Annotated in this window: 17 protein-coding genes and 1 tRNA gene; 11 read left to right on the plus strand and 7 right to left on the minus strand. The window is 61.8% G+C overall.

Features of this window, described 5'->3' with window-relative positions:
• Window positions 1-94: 94 nt before the first annotated feature.
• Entirely contained in the window at window positions 95-778 is a 684-nt protein-coding gene (locus NP503_RS08320; RefSeq protein WP_127267277.1) for an outer membrane protein, read from the plus strand.
• Between the two features lie 85 nt (window positions 779-863).
• Window positions 864-2,450 (plus strand): sulfotransferase, encoded by a 1,587-nt coding sequence (locus NP503_RS08325; protein WP_236383329.1) that lies wholly within the window; start codon window positions 864-866, stop codon window positions 2,448-2,450.
• 27 nt (window positions 2,451-2,477) lie between these two features.
• Here NP503_RS08325 and NP503_RS08330 read toward each other — a convergent pair whose 3' ends face one another.
• Entirely contained in the window at window positions 2,478-3,536 is a 1,059-nt protein-coding gene (locus NP503_RS08330) for a D-TA family PLP-dependent enzyme (protein ID WP_164749018.1), read from the minus strand.
• Between the two features lie 190 nt (window positions 3,537-3,726).
• On the opposite strand from NP503_RS08330, the gene NP503_RS08335 reads away from it, so the two are divergent.
• Window positions 3,727-4,413: a D-lyxose/D-mannose family sugar isomerase gene (locus NP503_RS08335; RefSeq protein WP_127258087.1), complete on the plus strand. Its 687-nt coding sequence runs from the start codon at window positions 3,727-3,729 to the stop codon at window positions 4,411-4,413.
• Between the two features lie 64 nt (window positions 4,414-4,477).
• Here NP503_RS08335 and NP503_RS08340 read toward each other — a convergent pair whose 3' ends face one another.
• A complete protein-coding gene (locus NP503_RS08340; RefSeq protein ID WP_127271881.1) occupies window positions 4,478-5,482 on the minus strand; it encodes a L,D-transpeptidase in 1,005 nt (334 codons plus the stop codon).
• A gap of 246 nt (window positions 5,483-5,728) precedes the next feature.
• Between NP503_RS08340 and NP503_RS08345 the strand changes: the two genes are divergently transcribed.
• On the plus strand, window positions 5,729-5,935 hold the full coding sequence (locus tag NP503_RS08345; protein ID WP_164749017.1) for a hypothetical protein: 207 nt from the start codon (window positions 5,729-5,731) through the stop codon (window positions 5,933-5,935).
• Window positions 5,936-6,045: 110 nt separating this feature from the next.
• Here the strand turns inward: NP503_RS08345 and NP503_RS08350 are convergent, their stop codons facing one another.
• Window positions 6,046-7,725 carry a tetratricopeptide repeat protein gene (locus tag NP503_RS08350; RefSeq protein WP_127270689.1) on the minus strand — a complete coding sequence of 560 codons (1,680 nt, stop codon included), beginning with the start codon at window positions 7,723-7,725 and terminating at the stop codon, window positions 6,046-6,048.
• A gap of 138 nt (window positions 7,726-7,863) precedes the next feature.
• A complete protein-coding gene (locus NP503_RS08355) occupies window positions 7,864-8,496 on the minus strand; it encodes a hypothetical protein (protein ID WP_127271884.1) in 633 nt (210 codons plus the stop codon).
• A 488-nt stretch (window positions 8,497-8,984) separates the two neighbouring features.
• Between NP503_RS08355 and NP503_RS08360 the strand changes: the two genes are divergently transcribed.
• Window positions 8,985-10,649 (plus strand): hypothetical protein, encoded by a 1,665-nt coding sequence (locus NP503_RS08360; RefSeq protein WP_127271886.1) that lies wholly within the window; start codon window positions 8,985-8,987, stop codon window positions 10,647-10,649.
• Between the two features lie 385 nt (window positions 10,650-11,034).
• Here NP503_RS08360 and NP503_RS08365 read toward each other — a convergent pair.
• Window positions 11,035-11,108 (minus strand) — tRNA-Gln (locus tag NP503_RS08365).
• Between the two features lie 177 nt (window positions 11,109-11,285).
• Window positions 11,286-12,218 carry a lysylphosphatidylglycerol synthase domain-containing protein gene (locus NP503_RS08370; RefSeq protein WP_127269916.1) on the minus strand — a complete coding sequence of 311 codons (933 nt, stop codon included), beginning with the start codon at window positions 12,216-12,218 and terminating at the stop codon, window positions 11,286-11,288.
• Window positions 12,219-12,594: 376 nt separating this feature from the next.
• Between NP503_RS08370 and NP503_RS08375 the strand changes: the two genes are divergently transcribed.
• Together NP503_RS08375 and NP503_RS08380 are read left to right on the plus strand one after the other, a co-directional pair.
• Window positions 12,595-13,953 carry a Ppx/GppA phosphatase family protein gene (locus NP503_RS08375; protein WP_127272689.1) on the plus strand — a complete coding sequence of 453 codons (1,359 nt, stop codon included), beginning with the start codon at window positions 12,595-12,597 and terminating at the stop codon, window positions 13,951-13,953.
• A gap of 22 nt (window positions 13,954-13,975) precedes the next feature.
• Window positions 13,976-14,773, plus strand: coding sequence for an RlmE family RNA methyltransferase (locus NP503_RS08380; protein ID WP_127272688.1), 798 nt, complete (start codon window positions 13,976-13,978; stop codon window positions 14,771-14,773).
• Between the two features lie 69 nt (window positions 14,774-14,842).
• On the opposite strand, the gene NP503_RS08385 is transcribed toward NP503_RS08380, so the two are convergent.
• Window positions 14,843-16,264 carry an MFS transporter gene (locus tag NP503_RS08385; protein ID WP_127272687.1) on the minus strand — a complete coding sequence of 474 codons (1,422 nt, stop codon included), beginning with the start codon at window positions 16,262-16,264 and terminating at the stop codon, window positions 14,843-14,845.
• A 287-nt stretch (window positions 16,265-16,551) separates the two neighbouring features.
• Between NP503_RS08385 and NP503_RS08390 the strand changes: the two genes are divergently transcribed.
• From NP503_RS08390 to NP503_RS08405, 4 genes are all read left to right on the plus strand, one after another.
• On the plus strand, window positions 16,552-16,797 hold the full coding sequence (locus NP503_RS08390) for a type II toxin-antitoxin system prevent-host-death family antitoxin (RefSeq protein ID WP_127269485.1): 246 nt from the start codon (window positions 16,552-16,554) through the stop codon (window positions 16,795-16,797).
• Window positions 16,794-17,249, plus strand: a complete 456-nt coding sequence (locus tag NP503_RS08395; protein WP_127269486.1) for a PIN domain-containing protein — start codon at window positions 16,794-16,796, stop codon at window positions 17,247-17,249. The genes NP503_RS08390 and NP503_RS08395 overlap by 4 nt, the downstream gene beginning before the upstream one ends.
• Before the next feature lie 156 nt (window positions 17,250-17,405).
• Complete coding sequence (guaB, locus tag NP503_RS08400) at window positions 17,406-18,908, plus strand: IMP dehydrogenase (protein ID WP_127269487.1); 1,503 nt, start codon at window positions 17,406-17,408, stop codon at window positions 18,906-18,908.
• On the plus strand, window positions 18,859-19,482 hold the full coding sequence (locus NP503_RS08405; protein ID WP_127269488.1) for a hypothetical protein: 624 nt from the start codon (window positions 18,859-18,861) through the stop codon (window positions 19,480-19,482). The genes guaB and NP503_RS08405 overlap by 50 nt, the downstream gene beginning before the upstream one ends.
• Window positions 19,483-19,488 lie beyond the last annotated feature (6 nt).

A 19,488-nucleotide genomic window follows, 5' to 3' on the forward strand; every position in this document is an offset into this window, starting at 1 on the left:
GTCCCAAAAGGTCGCCTCGACTTCGTCCGTCCGTTGACATCTTCCCCTGAGCCGAGCTGAGTGCCATTCAGTGTTATTGAGCGGGGAATCGACGATGAAACTGCGTTTGCTGGCTGGGGTATCGATACTCGCATTGGGGCTTGGCTGGAGTTCGGCGCACGCCGCCGATGCTGTCGTCGACGCCCCGAGGGCCGAGGATCTCTGGTATGTCACACTGTTTGGTGGCGCCAGTTTCCCCAATGATGTGAAGACGGACTACGATGGTTCTCGGTATTCAGTCGATCTTAATACTGGCTTCGTGATCGGCGGTGCTGTCGGTCGGCGCATCAACGATGTGTTTCGTGTCGAAGGCGAATTGTCCTACGCGCGCTACAAAGCAAGTTCTTTTAGCGGCAGTTACGACGGTGTTGTCTTCAACTCAGGCGATGCGGCCGGCAATTTGTCAGCGACCTATCTGCTCGCCAATGTCTGGGCCGACGTTGCGCATTTTGGCGATGCCAAGCTCTATGTCGGCGGCGGTATCGGCGCAGCTTATGTTACCGCCGATACCCATTTTGACGGTGACGACTTTGGATATGGGCCTGGCGGCTGGGGTTTCGCCGGCCAGTTGGGAACCGGTGTCACCTATGCGGTGACGCAGAATGTCGACCTCGATTTCGGCTATCGCTTCAAGGCCGTCTCCAACGTCGATCTGGACGACAATGACGGCAGCAATACCTACAAGGATGCCAAATTGTACTCCCACAATCTGCAGTTTGGCGTTATCTACAAGTTCTGATTTGACCGGCCTGTCACAAGCCGCGACCTGGATTTGACGGATGCCGCTTTTGCCCCGCCGGCAACCTCTGGGTCTGCCGGCAATAATGCCAGCCTCCCTTCCGACCGCCGGTGAACCGGCGGAAAAGACATTGCAGCGCGGCATCGACCTGCAACGGCGCAAGCGTTTTCGCGAGGCCGAGTTCTGCTACCAGACGGTGCTTCGCACGCAGCCGAAAAATGCCATGGCGCTGAACCTCATGGGCACTCTGGCCATCGAGGCCGAGCATCATGACGCCGCCATTGCCTATATGGAAAGGGCGGTCAAGCTCGAACCGGGCAACGCTATCTTCCGCAACAATCTCGGCAACGCCTATAATGTCACCGGTGACATCGAGCGCGCCCGCAAACATCTAAAGAAGGCGATCGCGCTCGACGGCCGGCTCATCGAAGCTTTGTGCAATCTCGGCCGGTCCTACCGCAGCCAGCTCGAGGGCGACGTCGCCGAAGGTTTCTATCGCCGGGCGCTGGCGGTCGACAGCCAGTCGCTGACGGCCCTTGCCGGTATGGGCGATCTGCTCACCGACATCGGCCGGCAGGCCGAGGCGGTCGAATGTTTTGGCCGCGCGCTTGCCATCGACCCGAGCCATGTCGAGGCGCTGGCCGGAATGGCGCTAGCGCGCCGGGCGGTCAAGGACGATCCAGCGTTGCCTTTAATACGGGCTCGCCTGGAATTGCCCATGACAACCGATCGCGAGCGGGTGGTGCTGCACCACGCCGCCGGCAAGATGCTCAACGATCAGCGCGAGTATCGCCTGGCCATCCGCCATTTCGCGCAGGCCAAGGCAATTTCCGGCAATGATTTCGACATTGACCGGCACACCCAGCTTTACGACAGTTTCATCGACACTTTCGATGCCGACTTCTTCGCGGCGCGGTCGAAATTGGGAAATCCGTCGAGACGCCCGGTCTTCATCGTCGGCATGCCACGGTCGGGAACAACGCTGACCGAGCAGATATGCGCCAGTCATCGCGAAATCTATGGCGCGGGCGAACTGCCGACCATTCGCTCATTGGCCGGTGAACTCGGGTTCGACAAGCTCGATCCTTCTGTCTTCACCAAGGCTATGGCGGCGCTCACTCCGGCCAAGGCGAAAGTGCTTGGCTCGAAATATCTTGACGATCTCAACAAGCGCAACAGCAAGGCGCGGCTGGTCGTCGACAAGATGCCGCACAATTTCGAACTGCTGGCCTTCATCAGCCTCATCTTGCCAAATGCCCGCATCATCCATTGCCGGCGCGACCCGATGGACAATTGCACGTCCTGTTTCATGCATAATTTTTCCGAAGCGCATGGCTACAATGCCGATCTGAACAAGCTGGGGCAGTATTACCGGCAATATGATCGCTTGATGCGCCATTGGGCCAAGGTCGTCCCGCTTGATATCCACGACATGCCCTACGAAGAAACGGTGGCCGATTTCGAAAACCGAGCGCGTGGATTGATCGGGTTCCTCGGGATCGAATGGGACGATGCCTGCCTCCGTTTCCACGAAACCGAGCGCACGGTGCGGACGCCGAGCCGCTGGCAGGTGCGCCAGCCGATCTATTCATCCTCAGTCGAGCGCTGGAAACTCTACGGCGACGCCCTCGATCCATTGAAAGCGGCGCTGGGTCCAGTTCTTCAACGCTGAGTGGCGTTCAGTTCGGGCGCGTCGGTCTCACCCCATCCTTCCCCGCGCGGCCACCGGCAGCGTTTCCAGCACCTTGTCGCCGTCGACCAGATTGACCTCGTTGAACAAATTGGTGACGACGCAGCAATGGTCGGGCACGACACGCACGCGCTCGCCGATGCGCAGCTTGCCGTCGCCCGAAAGCGTGACGGTGCCGTGCTCCTCGCTCAGGCCCGTCACCCGCGCTCCCGACACGCCGAGCAACTCGCCGAAATCGGCGAGACCCAGCGTGTCGCTGGACAGCGCCTTGCTGCCGGCATCGAGGATAGCGCGCGTCGCTGTGGGATGGCTGACCACCGTCGACAGCACCGTCAGCGCACAGTCGTCGAGGCCGCCGACGCCTTTGGCGACTTGATAGCGGTCGAGATAGATGTAGGTGCCTGGACGATACTCGGTGACAACGGATGTATCGCTGGAGCGCCACATATCCGGCGTGCCGCCGCTGGAGATGCGGTCGCAGGCGAGGCCCGACGCGGCAAGTGCCTGCTTGGCCCCGGCGAGCCAGGCTTCGGCCTCCGCTGCCCGCCCGGCGGCCGGGTAGGTCATCAGTCCGCCGAAGGCGAGGCCACCGGCTCTGTCGATCTGTCTTGCCAGCGCAACCGCTTCATCAGCCGACTGCACGCCGCAGCGTCCCATGCCGGTGTCGCATTCGACCAGCACCTGCAAACGATGGCCGGCATCGGTGAAGGTGGTTGCCAGCCCTTCGAGCGTCTCCATGCTGTCCGCTGTCACCGACAGGGTGACGCGCCCGTGCAGCGCCAGAAGGCGTTCCAGTTTGGCGCGCCCAAGGATGTTGTAGGGAAGAAAAATATCGTTCAGCCCGGCATCGGCCATCACCTCGGCCTCGCCGATCTTCTGGCAGGTGATGCCGACGGCGCCGGCCGCTATCTGCTTCTTCGCCCAGTAGGGCAATTTGTGCGTCTTGATATGCGGCCGGAGCTTCAGCCCGTTCTTGTCGGCATGCGCCTGGGCGCGGGCAATGTTGGCTTCCGCGCGCGCGGCGTCGATCAGGATGGATGGCGTATCGAGATCGTGAACGGTCGGCATCATCTTTCACCCCATGAGGAATCCGCGGGTTTTATGGCCCTGAAAATCCGTGATGTCACGCGGCCAGGCAAGCGGATCTGTGGTCCATACGCCCTGCGCAACGCCGGACAGGACGGCGAGATGGATCGACACCGCATCGGCGTTCGGCTATGCGATCTGCCAGACAAATCGATACGAAGGGATCATGATCATGAAGCGCTCCGCCATCAACGACATCATCCGCGAAGCCGACGCTTTCATCCGCTCGTTCGGCTACATCATGCCGCCCTTCGCCTATTGGTCGCCGCAGGAGGCCAAGGCGCGTCAGGTCGACTCGTCGGCCGTATTCACCTCGCGGCTCGGCTGGGACATCACCGATTACGGGCAAGAGAAATTCAGGGAACTCGGCCTGTTCCTGTTCACCGTTCGCAACGGCCGCTACGAGGACATGAAGAAGGGCATGGGTATGCTCTATGCCGAGAAGATCATGATCTCGCGCAAGGACCAGCTGTCGCCGATGCACCGCCACAACATCAAGGCCGAGGACATCATCAACCGTGGCGGCGGCAAGCTGGTGCTGGAACTGTTCATGCATGACCGCGACGGCGGCATCGATCCCAAGGCGGAGGTTTCGGTGCCGGTCGACGGAACCATCCACAGGCTGCCCGCGGGCGGGCTCCTGAAGCTCGACCCGGGCCAGAGCGTCACGCTGCTGCCCGGCGTCTGGCATGCCTTCTGGGCCGAGGGCAAGGACGTGCTGATCGGCGAGGTCTCGACCGTCAATGACGATCTCACCGACAATGTGTTTCGCGAACCGATCGGCCGTTTTTCCAACATCGACGAAGACGTTGCCCCGGTCCATCTGCTGGTGTCCGACTACGAGAAGTGGCTGGGGTAGGGGCGCCGCCCTACGCCTTCGGTGACGCCAGTCACACGGTCGAAAGTTAGCCCGTGGCGCCTGCCTACTGCGATCCTTGTTCGACCGATCCTGCCGCTTCTTCCTTGAAGACGACCTTTGTGCCTCTTTGCACTTCGGAGGCGAGGTCTTCGGCATCCCAGTTGGTCAGCCTGATGCAACCATGCGAGAAGGTCTTTCCGATCTTGCCTGGGTCCGGAGTCCCGTGAATGCCATAACTATCGATGGACAAATCGATCCAGACCGATCCCACCGGATTGTTCGGCCCGGCAGCGATCGTGAAGGGGCGCTTCGTCTTCACCCCCTTGAAGGCAAACTCGGGATCGTAGTGATAGGTTGGGTGGCGCACCACGCGTTTGACCTCTGCCTCGCCACTCGGCGCGGGCTTCTCCTGGCTCCCGATCGAGGCGGGGTACGTCGCAAGCGCTTTGCCGGAAGGGTCGAGCACGCGAACCTGGCGAGCGCTCTTGTCGACCTCGACGTTCCCAATGTCTTGCGGCGGATCACCTCGGGTTACAGCTGGCACCAGCAGCTTTTGCCCCGCCTTCCTGAAGCCGATGCCGGGATTGAGCCGTTCAAGCAGTTCCTCGCTGCTGTGGAAGCGCTCCGCCATCTTTTCCAGGGCATTGTGATAGGCGAGCCGGGGCAGGCGGGCCATCCTCTCCATGCGCGCCGGAATTCGCCTGGTGAACGGTCCACGCACATCCTTGCGCGTCAACTCGTAGGTCTCAAGCGCCGGGCGCGAGGAGCTCGCGACCAGCTTGTCCCATGTCTCGCGGTTAAGCTTGCCGTCGGCAGGCAGTCCGTTGGCCGCTTGAAACGCACCGACTGCCCGGCTGAAGTTCTCCGCTTGGCGGCCGTCGATCAGGCCTGGCGAGAAGCGTGCACGATCCAGGAGGATTTGCGCCTTCAGCACGGTCGCACTGACGCCTTTCGCTTCGCTGCCGTCAAATTGGGCGTTGTTGACAGTGGCCGCGTCCAGTTTTGCCGCCGCCGTTGCGTCCCATGCCATGACGAGCATGGCGGCAGCGGCAAGAACGAGCCTGATCATGGAGGTCACACTCCTGTATGAGCACCTGCTTCTATGACGTCGCACGGCCGATCTGGTTCCATTCCCCTGGCTGCGTCCGACTGCCGAGTGCCGATGCGCCGCAGCGAACCCGGACCAGGGAGCACCCGGCGGTGGCGCGGGTGCATTGTTGATAAGGGTCCGCCATCATCCAGATGGATGGCGACTCTCGCCAGCGCATGTGTTGGCTTCAATCGAAGCGCAGCTCGGTGACCGAGGAGAGCCAGCATGCAATTTCCTGCCCAGAAGGACAGAAGACCGGCAGCCGAGGATGAGCGCCAGGCCCGGCTTGAGAAAACAGCCAGGCTCAAGCAGCTTCGGTCCTATGCTTCCTGGCTTTTGTCCGACCCAAACGCCCAACTTCACGATGAGATAGACTGCTCGGTGCTGATCGAGGAAGGCGTGGTACGAGACAAAGCGTGGAGCCTGGGCTGATCGGCAGGTGACACGACCGGGCGGCGAGGTTTCCACCGCCAACGATGATCGGCCGACAATTTGTTTGGCGAGCCGATCGGCCGCAACAATGGCGGCAGGCTGACTTCGCGTCAGTGACAGCAGCCTTGCTGCGCGCTCGTCCTGCACAGGCAGGACGAGGTGATCGGCACATCCGCCCTGGCCAGCGCCGCGGCAAGGCTTGTCTGCAATATCGGCAATTCATCAGTCTCGCCGCGCCGATTCAGGCATTCCACCAGCCCGTGCAGTGCCCAGACATTGTTCGGGTGCTGGGCGCAGCGCTGCACCGTGCCGCTCAGGCCCAAATCGTCGCGATAGACCTGTTCTGCTTCCTGCGCGTGGCCCTGGTCGAGAAGCAGCGCCGCCAGCGCATGGCGCGGCGGGTGCATCCAGGCCCACGGTTCGGTGTAGGACAAATTGTCGTCAAGCTCGACCGCCTGCCGCAAATGGCCATAGGCCTCGTCATGCCGGCCCTGATGGTACGCCAGCTCGCCGTCGAGCAGGGCGACACCGACAGCCAGCGAAGCCTGCGCCGGGTTGCTGAGGAAGCGCCGCTCGGGCGCAATGCCTTTCAGATGCCGATGGAACACTTCGCGCTCGCGCTCGGCTTCAGCGAAATTCCCAAGCGTCGCATGCGCCACACCCTTGGCGTAGTGCTGCATGGCCGCCGTCAGCACATAGAGGCCTGGCTCCGCGGTCGCCGGTTCGTCGATGATCTCCTGCCAGCGGCCGAAGCGCACTTGCACATGCGATTTCATCGCATGGTAGCCTTCCACCGTCTGCGTGAGCTTGGGCCGGCCGGGGATGGCGACCACGTCGCGCGCGACCAGGCTGCGCACTCGATCGGCGGCCCACAGTGCAGGCTGGTACTGGCCCGACAACATGCAGGTGAACATCATCAGGTGCAGATCGTGGCAGCAGCCGAGCAAATAGTAGGTCGGCTCGTCCGCATAGGCGAGATAGAGGTCGTTGGCGCGTACCGCCTTTTCGCTGGCGCGTTTGGCTTTCTCATACTCGCCGCACAGCACATAGATGTGCCCCGGCATGTGGTTCATGTGCCCGGCATCGGGGCACATTTCGCCGAGCAGATCCGCTGACCGCATGCCGCGCTCCGGCATGGTGGACATTTCCAGCAGATGGATGTGCAGGTGGACGATCGCCGGATGCTGTGCTGCGCCGGCCTCATCGGCAAGCCGGACCGACCGTTCGCAGACGTCGAGCGCCTCGACGACATCGGAATTCGGCGCCGGCGCGCCGGTCTTGAGGTTCCACAGCCGCCGCACCGTGCGCATCATCAGCGCTTCGACCAGCAGTGCCATCACATCATGGTCGTCGGGACAGTCCCGATACACAAGCCGCATCGCGGCGGCATAGCTATCATCCCACCGTTCGAATTCCTCTGGGCTCACCCGGTATGGCTTCTGAAAGCGGGCGGCCAGCGCCTCGATCAGCCGCTTCTCGATCTCGTTGGCGGAAGCCGCATTGGCCCGGGCCAGCTGGACATGCTCGAAGCAGCGCTTGGTCGCGCTGTCGGCCTCGGCCTCGCCATGTTCTTTCCAGGTCAGATTGTAGAAAGGTCCGGCGGCATAGGCGATGCCCCAATGCACCATCGGACATTTAGGATCTGTTTCGAGCGCCTTCTCAAAACACTTGATGCCTTCCTCATGGTTGAAGCCGTAGCACCAGTTGAGGCCAACATCGAACCAACGCTGGGTTTCTGAAGAACGAGTGGAGATGGGACGGCGGTAGGTGCCGAGGTCGAAGCGGTCCATGTGGTCTCATTTCAATTCTGATTGCCAGCGAGCCAGCTCTGGTCAGACTACCTTCGCCATCAATGTGTGCCGAAACTGGCAGGCATGGCAAACGCAACGAGTGCCATCGCTGCTTGCATTTGGATACTGTCGCCGCTCTTAGCTGGTCTCTGGAGGCGGTGTTTCATTTTGCCAGCCGGCCAGCTCAGGCAGGTCGTCAAGCCAGCTTTTCTCGCTCACCAAGGCATCGCCGGTCTGCGGGTCGGCCTCGGCGGCGTTTTGAATGAGCCAGTCCATCCACTTGCGATAGGCAGCCGGGTCCAACTGAGGCGGCAACACCTTGGCCTTGGCCAGCATGCGTTTGCGGAAACTCACCTGCCTGCGGAGTTTTGTCGTCGTGAATTTGATGGCCTTGCCCTGGTATTCGACCGTCCAGCGCCCGTCGCCGTGGCTGGCGAGCCTGTCGATGGCGAAGCCGACGTCCACCGGCCTGTCCCGCCACGGAAGCTCGATGGCATTCTTCCTCAAATCGAGTGCCCATCGCCTGTAGTCGGTCCCGGCACGCTGGGGCGGCAGCACCCCAGCCTGTTCGAGTATCTTCCTGCGGAAGGTCGGCTGCTTCTTGAGCTGGCCTGTCGTCAGCTCGATGCGATGCCCACGGAATTCGACATGCCAGCGGATCCTCCCATTGCCGAAATACTTAACCAGCCTGTCGATGACGAACTCGCCATCGGAGAGCGTCACGCAGCCTTGGCTGATGCGTTCGAGAATGTACTGGCTATCAGTGAGCATGACGCGGCCTCGTGCAGGAACCCTTCATGAAGCTTCGCTAAGGCGCACGCAACGACCGGGCAATCTCGCCTTTCATGATTCCGTCGCATAGACACCGATGACGCGTCATATCGCTCGCGCGCTCATCCTGACAGCGGCTTAGGAGCAGCGGCCCGGCGTCGGGGGGTATCGAGGGGGGACTGGCGCCGAGCCTAACCGGCTTGGGGGGGAATGCCGGCTGTCCGAATTATAGGCCTTTTTATGCATTTCTGCTAATTTAATTAAAGGACCATGTTCCGCACCCAGGCGCCAGATCGATAATAGCGTCTATCGGCGGAGTACCGAATTGGCCCGCTGAGCCGTCGTTATCGGATCGGCGTGACGATGCACGATCTTCCAGAGACCATCTTCTGGGCGAAAGACGCTCGTCACGCGTAACGCCGTCGTCCGGCCCTGGCATCTTGGCGCAGGACAGCTACATTTGTCCGCTACTTGCGGAGGGGGGTATTATGTCAGTGCAGCGGGTGCGTGAAGCCATCGGTCAGTTTCTAGCGTCAAATAAGGAGCAGGTTCTGTGTATCCGCGGTGATTGGGGCACGGGCAAGACATATACCTGGGACGATGTTCTCTCGAAGGCGGTCCTCAGTAAAAAACTCAAGCTGAAACGTTACGCAAAAGTCTCATTGTTCGGCCTGAACTCGATTCAAGACATCAAGCGCGACATTTTTCAGTCCACGGTGGCGATTGAGAAAATCGGAAAGCCGTTCGATTTTAACGACTACACCGACTACATAAACGAGGCGAAATCCTCCAACGTCGTATGGAAGGTTTTCGCATCTCTTACCGGTAGTGCCAGTGAAGCAGCCGTTGAAGCAGCAGCACTCAGCATCCGCAATCAGATCGTCCTGGTCGATGATCTGGAACGCAAGGGCGATGGGCTCAGAAGCGTCGATGTGTTGGGCTACATCTCCCAGCTCAGAGACGATCGGAAGTGCAAGGTTGTGCTGATCCTCAATGACGAGCAACTAGAGGACAAGGGTGAATTCGAGTCCTACTTAGAGAAGGTGGTGGACTTGTACTTGCGGTTCGACCCTTCTTGCGCCGAGATTGCCGACATCGCTATTCCGGGGGACGGTGACAACATCGCCGCCATGGTCCGTCAGCATGCTATCCTGCTGGGCATCAAGAACGTCCGAGTGATCTGGAAAATTCTAGCTCTGGCTAAGCAGGTCGCGCCTATGCTCGCCGGATATTCCTTTAGCGTGACAATGGATGCTGTTCGGACAATCACCCTACTCGCCTGGAGTTACCTTCAGCCAAAGGGCGCACCACCGCTCGACTACCTGAAGCGAGTCAACGCTTATAACCCGATCAAGGAGGACGCCGACCTCGACCTGAAATGGCGCGACCTGCTTGTCCAATACCGGTACACAGGCACCAGCGCGTTCGACCTGACCCTCCTTGAGGCTGTCCAGAATGGATACTTCGATCAATCGCGGCTGAACGCGCACGCGAAGGAGCTGAATGAGGCTGATATGTACCGCAAGGCAAAAGAAGCCATGCGGGAGCTTTGGGATGACCTACATCTGTCCTTCACGAAGCCGATCAAGCCCATACTCGACAGGTTCGTCGAGGTTTTTGCAAGCGAGCTTAAGTACTTGGACCTCGGCGACTTAGTGAGCGTCGAGCGCACGTTCCGTGAGTTGGGAGATCCGCGCGCAGAAGAGCTGGTCACACTATACATCCGGGAAAAGAAGGATGAGCCCGCCGCCTTCGATACCGATAGATTGTACGAGTTCGGCCGGGAGTTGTCCCCTGAACTGCTCAAGCGGATCAAGGAAGCTGAAAACGCCACGAAACCGAAGCGCACAACCGACGAGACTGTGATGGCGCTCGCCAAGAATATCACCGATCCGGAACTGCTGGCTGAAGCGGCTACGATTGATGTGGAAAGTTATGTCCAGATTCTCAAGGGGCATGAGGGTGAGGAACTGAGGGACATGCTCGCCGGCCTACGCCGTTACATGAACCTGATCGACGCCACGCCCGAGATGATCGAAATACTGACGCGATTCGCCAAGGCGGTCAAAGAAATTGGCAGGGAAAGCGCTATCAACCAGTACCGCACTCGAAATCTCGGCTTCATCCAATGGCTCGAAAAAAAAGAAGCTTAGGCGTAGGATTGCGTCTTGGTCCGGCGACCACCTCCCGGTGCAAGCGCTCAACGCGCGCCGCCCTCCCGGCCATGTGGTCGCGATTTGTTGCCATGGATGCAGCGCCGAATCGTCGTTCTGCGAAACCCCGGCTCTGCTAGCGATATCGGCGCGACTCAAGCCGCCGCCTAAAGCCCGGCTATCATCGCGGCGAAAGCATCGGATGGCGGCATGGCCGAAAATGGTGTGGCCAGCGCGAAAGGAAAAGCCTGCGGCAAGATGGCCAAGCGGCTGGAAAATAAGCGGCAGCTAAAATTCGCTTATTTTTCGCTTATTTTGTCACAGCGGCATGCACCACCAAGTTTCGGTTGGCGGCAAGAATTCAGTGTTTTCAGTGGGTTTATCTTGGCTGGGGAACCTGGATTCGAACCAGGACTAACGGAGTCAGAGTCCGTGGGTCTACCGTTAACCTATTCCCCAGCAGGCGCGGTCATGAACCGTGCGGGCCGAGCGGGCAAGCCGCTGTGAGCGCTGCCTTGTAGCCGCCAGCGGAAAATAGTCAAGCCTGCTCTGTGGTTCAATGGCACGTTTCGTCAGGTGATTTCAGGCGCCGCACTTCAGATGCCGGCGCGCGGCCTCCAGATCCAATCCCGCTCCTCAAGGCTCCGTCCGGCTGAACTGCGAGCGTTCGAAGAACAGCACCACACCCAGGCCAAGAATCAGCGGGATGATCAGGTAGAACAGCCGGAACACCAGCAGCGCCGCCAGCACGCCGACCGGATCCATGTCCGACAGGCCGGCGAGAAACACCACCTCGAACACGCCGAGCCCGCCCGGCGCGTGCGAGATCTGCGCGATCGAGAAGGAGACGAGGAAGACGCCCAGTATGACGAAGTAGCCGGGATTGTGGGCTGCGGGCAGGGCAAAGAAGATGATCGCGGCGGCGGCCAGCAACTCGATCGGGCCGATCAGCAACTGCCGCGCGACGATCGGCAGCGCCGGATAATGCAGCTGAAAGCTGGCGATCTTCAGCGGGCGCAGATGCAGCCAGCTGCCGAAGACATAGGCGGCGACGAGCAGCAGCATCGCGATGCCGGCCGCTTCCGACAGGCCATGATGGGCGATGCCGGAAAACCGGTCGAGTATCTCAGGCTCGAACACCAGAACCAGGCCCGAGGCCAAAATCGTCGACAGCACGAAGGTGATCCAGCAGACCGCCACCAGCACGCCGACATCCTGTCCGGTCAGGCCTCTGGTACCATAGGCGCGGTAGCGGATGACGGCGCCGGAAAACACCGAGCCGCCAATGTTGTGCGACAGCGCATAGGTGGTGAAGGAGCACAGCGTGACGAACAGCCACGACACGCGCTTGCCGATATGCAGGAGCGCGATGTGGTCGTAGCCGGCAAGCGAGGCATAGGCGATGATCGAACTCAGCGCGGCAAGGATCCAGCCCCGGGTCGGAATGGCGGTGATACCGTCCCAGACGTCGTCGAGCGAAACGCCGCGCAATTCGTGCCAGAGCAGCAGCAGCGAGAAGATCACGGCGGCGATGCCCACAACCGGCCAGAAATAGCGTCTCCAGTTCATTGCCTGACTGCCATGCGTTGCGGGTCCGCTTCCTTTTCGTGGCTGGTGGGAGGCCGGCTTTGCCGGATTCTTCCGCTCATTTCAGAAATGCCTCATCGAAGCCGGCTATTCAACCGCGAACCCTTGTCGCAGCGTCGGCCGGCTAGATTTGCCGCAGTGAGCGGCCGAAAGAGGTGCCGGCAGGCGTAGCGCCGGCAACTGCGGCGTGCGGGTTCATTACGCGGCCGCCCCGGAACGGCGGTTTGCGGCCTGCCGGCAAAATTCGGCACGCGGCTCTTGGTGATCGGGCGCGGCGCTGTTAGTCTGGCGGCAACTTAAAACACTGAAGCGCCTGCTGCGTCCATCATAGGTTCGCGCGGCGCCGGAAGGAACGACAGTGGAAGACCACGACACCGGCGCCGGCGCGCCGGAGGTGGGCGTGTCCAGCGCTTCCCGGCGGTCGGCTGGCCCGGGGAATGCAAGCTGGCAGCAACGCCGCCCGACGGAGCTCCGCTCCGCGGACGGGCAGGCGGGCGACGCACCCCACAAAGGCAAGCCCAAGAAGCGGCGCAAGCGAAGGCGCGGGCGCAAGGTTTTTGCGCGCGACGAGACACGTCCCACGGAGAATCGATCGCCGGCGCCGGGCGAGACCGGTGTCCCGGCGGCGGAGGCCCACAGACCGTCGGAATCGGTGGCCTCGCCCGTCGCTGTGGTGCCACGGCCGGAACAGAGCGCCCGTCGGCCGCCGGTCCAGGAGCTTCCGGTGTTTGCGGCGCTTGACCTTGGCACCAACAATTGCCGGCTGCTGGTGGCCGTGCCGACGCGGCATGGCCAGTTCCGCGTCATCGACGCTTTTTCGCGCATCGTCCGGCTGGGCGAGGGGCTCACCGCCAATGGCCGGCTCGGCCAGCCGGCGATGGACCGCGCGGTCGAGGCGCTGAAAATCTGCGGCGACAAATTGCGCAACCGCAAGATCAGAAAAGCCCGGCTGATCGCCACCGAGGCCTGCCGCACGGCCGAAAACGGCGTCGAGTTCATCGACCGCGTGGAACGCGAGGCGGGCCTGAAGCTTGAGATCATCGACCGCCAGACCGAAGCGCGGCTGGCGGTGTCCGGCTGCGGCTCGCTGGTCGAGCGCGACACCCAAGGCGTCGTCCTGTTCGATATTGGCGGTGGTTCGTCGGAAATCGCGCTCATCGATCTCGCTGGCCGCCGTTCGCCAAGGCTGGCCAATCATATCGTGTCGTGGACGTCGCTGCCGGTCGGCGTCGTCTCGCTGGCCGAGCGCTTTGGCGGCCGCACGGTGACGCGCGAGATCTTCGCCGCCATGGTCGACGACGTTGCCGGCCGGCTGGCCAGCTTCGACGGTCGCGATCGGCTGAGCCATCTCAAGGCCAGTCCGAATTTCCATCTGCTGGGCACGTCCGGAACCGTGACGACGCTGGCCGGTGTCCACCTTGAGCTCGAGCGCTACGATCGCCGCCGTGTCGATGGGCTGTGGATGGACCGCGACAGCGTCGATCGCATGGTCGAAAGACTGGTTGGCTGGGATTTCCAGCAGCGCTGCGCCAACCCTTGCATCGGTGCCGATCGCGCCGATCTGGTGCTGGCCGGCTGTGCTATCCTCGAGGCGATCCGCGCCGTGTGGCCGTCCGAGCGGCTGCGAGTCGCCGATCGTGGCCTGCGCGAAGGTATTTTGAGCGAACTGATGGCCGATGATGGCGTCTGGCGCAACGATGGGCGTGGCAGAGCGTGAGCCCGAACCGAAGAAATAAGCAATGACCAAGAAACCGGAAAAACCAGGATCAGCCAGCATTCGTGTGCTGAAGACGCGGATCAAGAAGAAGAGCGGGCTGAAGGAATCGTCGCGCCGCTGGCTGCAGCGCCACATCAACGATCCCTATGTCCAGCGCTCCAAGGCTGACGGCTATCGCTCGCGCGCGGCCTACAAGCTGATCGAGATCGACGACAAGCATCATCTCCTGAAACCCGGCATGAAGGTGATCGATCTCGGCGCCGCCCCCGGCGGCTGGTGCCAGGTCGCCGCCGCGCGGACGAAATCGACGGCCGACAAGCCGCATGTCATCGGCATCGACTATCTGGAAATGGACGCCGTGCCAGGCGCCCCGGTGCTGCTGATGGATTTCCTCGATCCGCTGGCGCCGCAGAAGCTGGCCGAGGCGCTGGGTGGGGATCCGGACATCGTGTTGTCCGACATGGCGGCACCGACCACCGGCCACAAGCGGACCGACCATATCCGCACCATGCATCTGTGCGAGGTGGCGGCCGATTTTGCGCTGTCGGTGCTGAAGCCGGGTGGGCATTTCCTCGCCAAGACCTTCCAGGGCGGCGCCGAAAACGAGCTGCTCTCGATGCTCAAGAAGAACTTCCGCTCCGTCCATCACGTCAAGCCGCCGGCGTCGCGGGATGAATCGGTCGAGCTCTATTTGCTGGCCAAGGACTTCAAGGGGCGAGAGGCCGGTCCGCCGTCAGGCGGATCGGAACGTCCAGTGGACGTTCCGAAGGCCTCGAGCGCCCGGAGCCATAGCGAAGGGCCGGGGGACGCCGACGACTGACAGGGCACCGCCGGTCCGCCGTCGGGCGAATCGGGCCGTCCAGAAGGCGAGGCCGAAGCGTAGCTGCCATCAGTTGCCGGGTGGGCTCACCGTTTCCAGCGTCTTGGGTGTTGTCAGCCGGCCGTGACCGGAGATGGCGTTGCCGGCATCGGGTGCCAGCCGGACGAAGGATAGCGATGCCGCCGCCGAGACCGCTGCAACGATGAAGAAGGCAATGTGGAAGTCGTCCAGCGACAGCGGGCCGCCATGGATTGACGTCGATACTTCCAGGATTCCGCCGGCCAGCGCCACGCCGAGCGCGACCGACAACTGCTGGAACACCGCTGTAATCGGCGTCGCCTTGCTGGTGTCTTCAGCCGAAACCTCGGCATAGGCGAGCGCATTGACGCCAGTGAAGAACATCGATCGGATGAAGCCGCCGACGAGCAGCATGGCCAGCATCAAGAGATAAGGTGTGTCGGGTGTGAACAGGCCGTTGATGGCGATCGAGGCGGCGGCGACCAGCGAACCGACAACCAGCACGCGGCGGAAGCCGGCGACGCGGAAGATCAGCGCGGTGACGAATTTCATGCCGATGGCGCCGATTGCAGAGACGAAGGTGATCATGCCGGACTGGAACGGCGTCAGCCCAAAACCGATCTGGAACATCAGCGGCAGCAGGAACGGCACAGCACCAATGCCGATGCGGAACAGTCCGCCGCCAAGCACCGAGGAGCGGAACACCTGGTTGCGGAACAGTTCGAGCGCCAGCAGCGGGTTTTTGGCGCGCCGCGCGTGCAGCAGATAGAGCGCCCCCGACACGAGGCCGACCGTTACGGTGGTGACACCGACGATTGGCGGCAGATAGGGCAAGCTGACCACCGACAGGCCAAACACCACCCCGGATGCCGCCAGCCCGCTCAGCACGAAGCCGATGAAATCAAGTGGCGGGGTCTGCGCGGGTTCGGTCTCCGGCAGGAAACGTGTTGCCAGCCAGATGCCGACCACGCCGATCGGCACATTGATCAGGAAAATCCAATGCCAGGTGAAATAGGTGGTGATGAAGCCACCGACCGGCGGTCCGACCAGCGGCCCGACCAGCGCCGGAACGGTCAGCCAGGACATCGCCGCGACGAGTTCGCTTTTCGGTGTCGCGCGCACCAGCACCAGCCGCCCGACCGGCGTCATCATGGCGCCCCCAATGCCTTGCAGAAAGCGGGAGACCACAAAAGCTGGCAGCGAACCGGAGAGCGCACAGGCTATTGAGCCGACGATGAAGACCGCGATCGCGGCACGAAAGATATTCTTGGCGCCGAAACGGTCTGCCATCCAGCCGCTGATCGGAATAAAGATCGCCAGCGAGACGAGATAGGCGGTCAGCGCCAGCTTGAGCGCGATCGGACTGGTGTGGATGTCGACGGCGATCGCCGGCAGCGATGTCGCAATGACGGTCGAATCCATGTTTTCCATGAAAAGGGCGACCGCCAGGATGAGCGGGATGGTGCGGTTCACAAAACGCGTCCGACTTGATTCTTTTACGGTTGACCGGGAGGCAAGCCAACATGCAGGGCGGTTATCATGGGCCGGCTCTGATGTCGCATTAATTTGCTGTCACTTTTGTGCGACTGCGGGGAGACAGGCAGTTCGCTTGGCCTGCCGCCGTGCCTAAATCAGAACTGCCGGGACGGCCAAGGTCTTCTCGTTCCGTCTCCAGGCGCTGGCCAAGCAGCAAAGAATAGCTTGCGAATGGCGATGTGTCACATTATTGTAGTGTATATAACTACTATATGGACTTTGTCATGGAAGAAGCCGTTTCGGCAGCCGATGCCAACCGCAAGTTCTCTCTCATCCTGCGCGGTGTTCGCGAAGGACAGAGCTACGTCGTGACCAGTCACGGACGCCCGGTCGCGCGAATAGTGCCCGCCGATCGACAGCAGGGTGTGGCTTCCCGCTCGCGCGTAGCGTTGTTGTCGCGCCTCGAGCGCCAGCCTGTTTTGGATGTCGGGCGCTGGACCCGTGGCGAGCTCTACGAGGACGAGCGATGAAGGTTGCGCTCGACACCAATGTCCTTGCCTGCGCGGAAGGGGTCAACGGTGCCGAGAAGCGCGATATTGTTCTTGAACTGCTGCGCAACCTACCGCAAGAGGCTGCTGTTATTCCTGTTCAGGTCCTTGGTGAGCTGTACAACGTTCTCGTCCGCAAGGCCGGAAGACCGCCTGTAGAAGCCCGGGATGCCCTTCTGGGCTGGCGCGACGCGTTTCCAGTTGCCGCGACAGTGCAAGACGTAATGATGATGGCGGCTGATCTGGCTACGGACCACCACTTCAGCATTTGGGACGCGGTCATTCTGTCCACCGCTTCCCAAACCGGTTGTCGGATGCTCCTTTCGGAAGACCTGCAAGATGGCTTCACATGGGGTGGGGTAACTGTCGTCAGCCCTTTCGCATCGCCGCGTCACGTTCTGCTCAATGCTCTCTTGGGGGAGTCTTCTGGATAGAACGCGAAACACCGAGACGATCGGCTTTTCATTGGCGCTTGGACGTGGTACCAGCCAGCGCCAATCCTGAAAGGGAAGAAACGAGTCGGCGCTGTCCATTCCGGTCCAGCGCTTTTTTGTATTCCCCCACCGCGTTTTATATTCAAGGGACTGGCCATGGCAAAAATCATCGAAACGTCCACTGGCGCATTGGCGCTGACCTTTGACGACGTGCTGCTGCAGCCCGGCCATTCCGAGGTCATGCCCGGCGAGACCGATGTCCGCACCCGCATCGCCGGCGACATCGACCTCAACGTGCCGATCCTCTCGGCGGCGATGGACACCGTCACCGAGGCCAGGCTCGCCATCGCCATGGCCCAAGCCGGCGGCATTGGCGTCATCCACCGCAATTTCTCGCCGGCCGAACAGGCCGAGCAGGTGCGGCAGGTCAAGAAATTCGAATCCGGCATGGTGGTCAATCCTGTCACCATCGGCCCCGACGCGACGCTCGCCGACGCGCTGGGCCTGATGCGCAGCTATTCGATCTCGGGCATTCCGGTGGTCGAGAATGGTGGCACTGGCGGCCACAAGGTCGGGCGGCTGATCGGCATCCTGACCAATCGCGACGTGCGCTTTGCCTCCGATCCGGCGCAGAAGGTCCATGAGCTGATGACCCGTGACAACCTGATCACGGTCAAGGAGAACGTCGACCAGGACGAGGCCAAGCGGCTTCTGCATCAGCACCGCATCGAAAAGCTGGTTGTCGTCGACAGGCAGGGCAACTGCGTCGGATTGATCACCGTCAAGGACATCGAGAAGTCGCAGCTCAACCCGCACGCCAGCAAGGACGCACAGGGCCGCTTGCGCGCCGCCGCGGCCACCAGCGTCGGCGATGACGGCTATGAACGCGCCGAACGTCTCATCGATGCCGGCGTCGACCTTCTGGTGATCGACACCGCGCATGGCCACTCGCAACGCGTGCTCGACGCGGTGACGCGCGCCAAGAAACTCTCCAACTCGGTTCGCATCCTGGCCGGCAACGTCGCCACCGCCGCGGGCACGCAGGCGCTGATCGACGCCGGTGCCGACGCCGTCAAGGTCGGCATCGGTCCGGGCTCCATCTGCACCACCCGCATCGTCGCCGGCGTCGGCGTGCCGCAGCTCTCGGCGATCATGTCGGCGGTCGAGACGGCGCACAAATCCGGCGTCTCGGTGATCGCCGATGGCGGCATCAAATATTCCGGCGATCTGGCCAAGGCGCTCGCCGCCGGCGCAAGTGCGGCCATGATCGGCTCGCTGCTGGCCGGGACCGACGAAAGCCCGGGCGAGGTCTATCTGCACCAGGGCCGCTCCTTCAAGGCGTATCGCGGCATGGGCTCGGTCGGCGCCATGGCCCGCGGCTCCGCCGATCGCTACTTCCAGGCCGAGGTGCGCGACACGCTGAAATTGGTCCCTGAAGGCATCGAGGGGCAGGTTCCCTACAAGGGACCTGTGTCTGGCGTGCTGCACCAGCTTGCGGGCGGCTTGAAAGCCGCTATGGGTTATGTTGGTGGCCGCGACCTTGCCGATTTCCGCGAGCGCGCCACCTTTGTGCGCATATCCAATGCCGGACTTCGTGAAAGCCACGCCCATGACGTCACGATTACCCGCGAAAGCCCGAACTATCCCGGTGGAGCCTGACCAGTACGGGCTCGGGCGGAACCTGACGGCAACGATCCTGCGGCTGTCTCGCCACGCAGGCGCGCTCTGTTTCCTGTCGGCGGTGGTTTTCATCGCCATGACGGCTTTGGAATTCTTCTATTTCCGCCAGTTGAGCGGCGGCTTGCCGTCGCTCGACATGCGCATTTTAGGGTTTACGCCGGACGAAGGCATGGCCTGGCTGACAGCGCTCGGCCGGCGCGGCGGCGAGATCATTCTCGTCTGGCACTATCTGACCTTCGACCTGTTGTTCCCGGCGCTGCTGTCGGTCACGCTGGTCAGCCTCATCCTGGCCACCGGCCGGCGATTGAAGGCTTTCCGCGTGCTGCCGGCGCAGCTGCAGTCGATTTTCGCGTTGGTCCTGGTGCTTCCCTACACGCTTGCACATTACGTTCAGAACTTTGCGGTGGCGCGGCTTCTGTCCGATTTCCTGTCGGCCAACCCGGACTCGCTGTCTTTCGCCTCGGCGCTCACCGTCACCAAATTCGCGCTTTTCGCCATACCGGTGATCGTCATCGCGGCCTTCTGGCTGGCGGGCCAGAAACGCCAGGCCTGATGCCGC

It is taken from the genome of Mesorhizobium sp. SEMIA396, from assembly GCF_024518615.1.
In the GTDB taxonomy this organism is placed as follows: Bacteria; Pseudomonadota; Alphaproteobacteria; order Rhizobiales; family Rhizobiaceae; genus Mesorhizobium.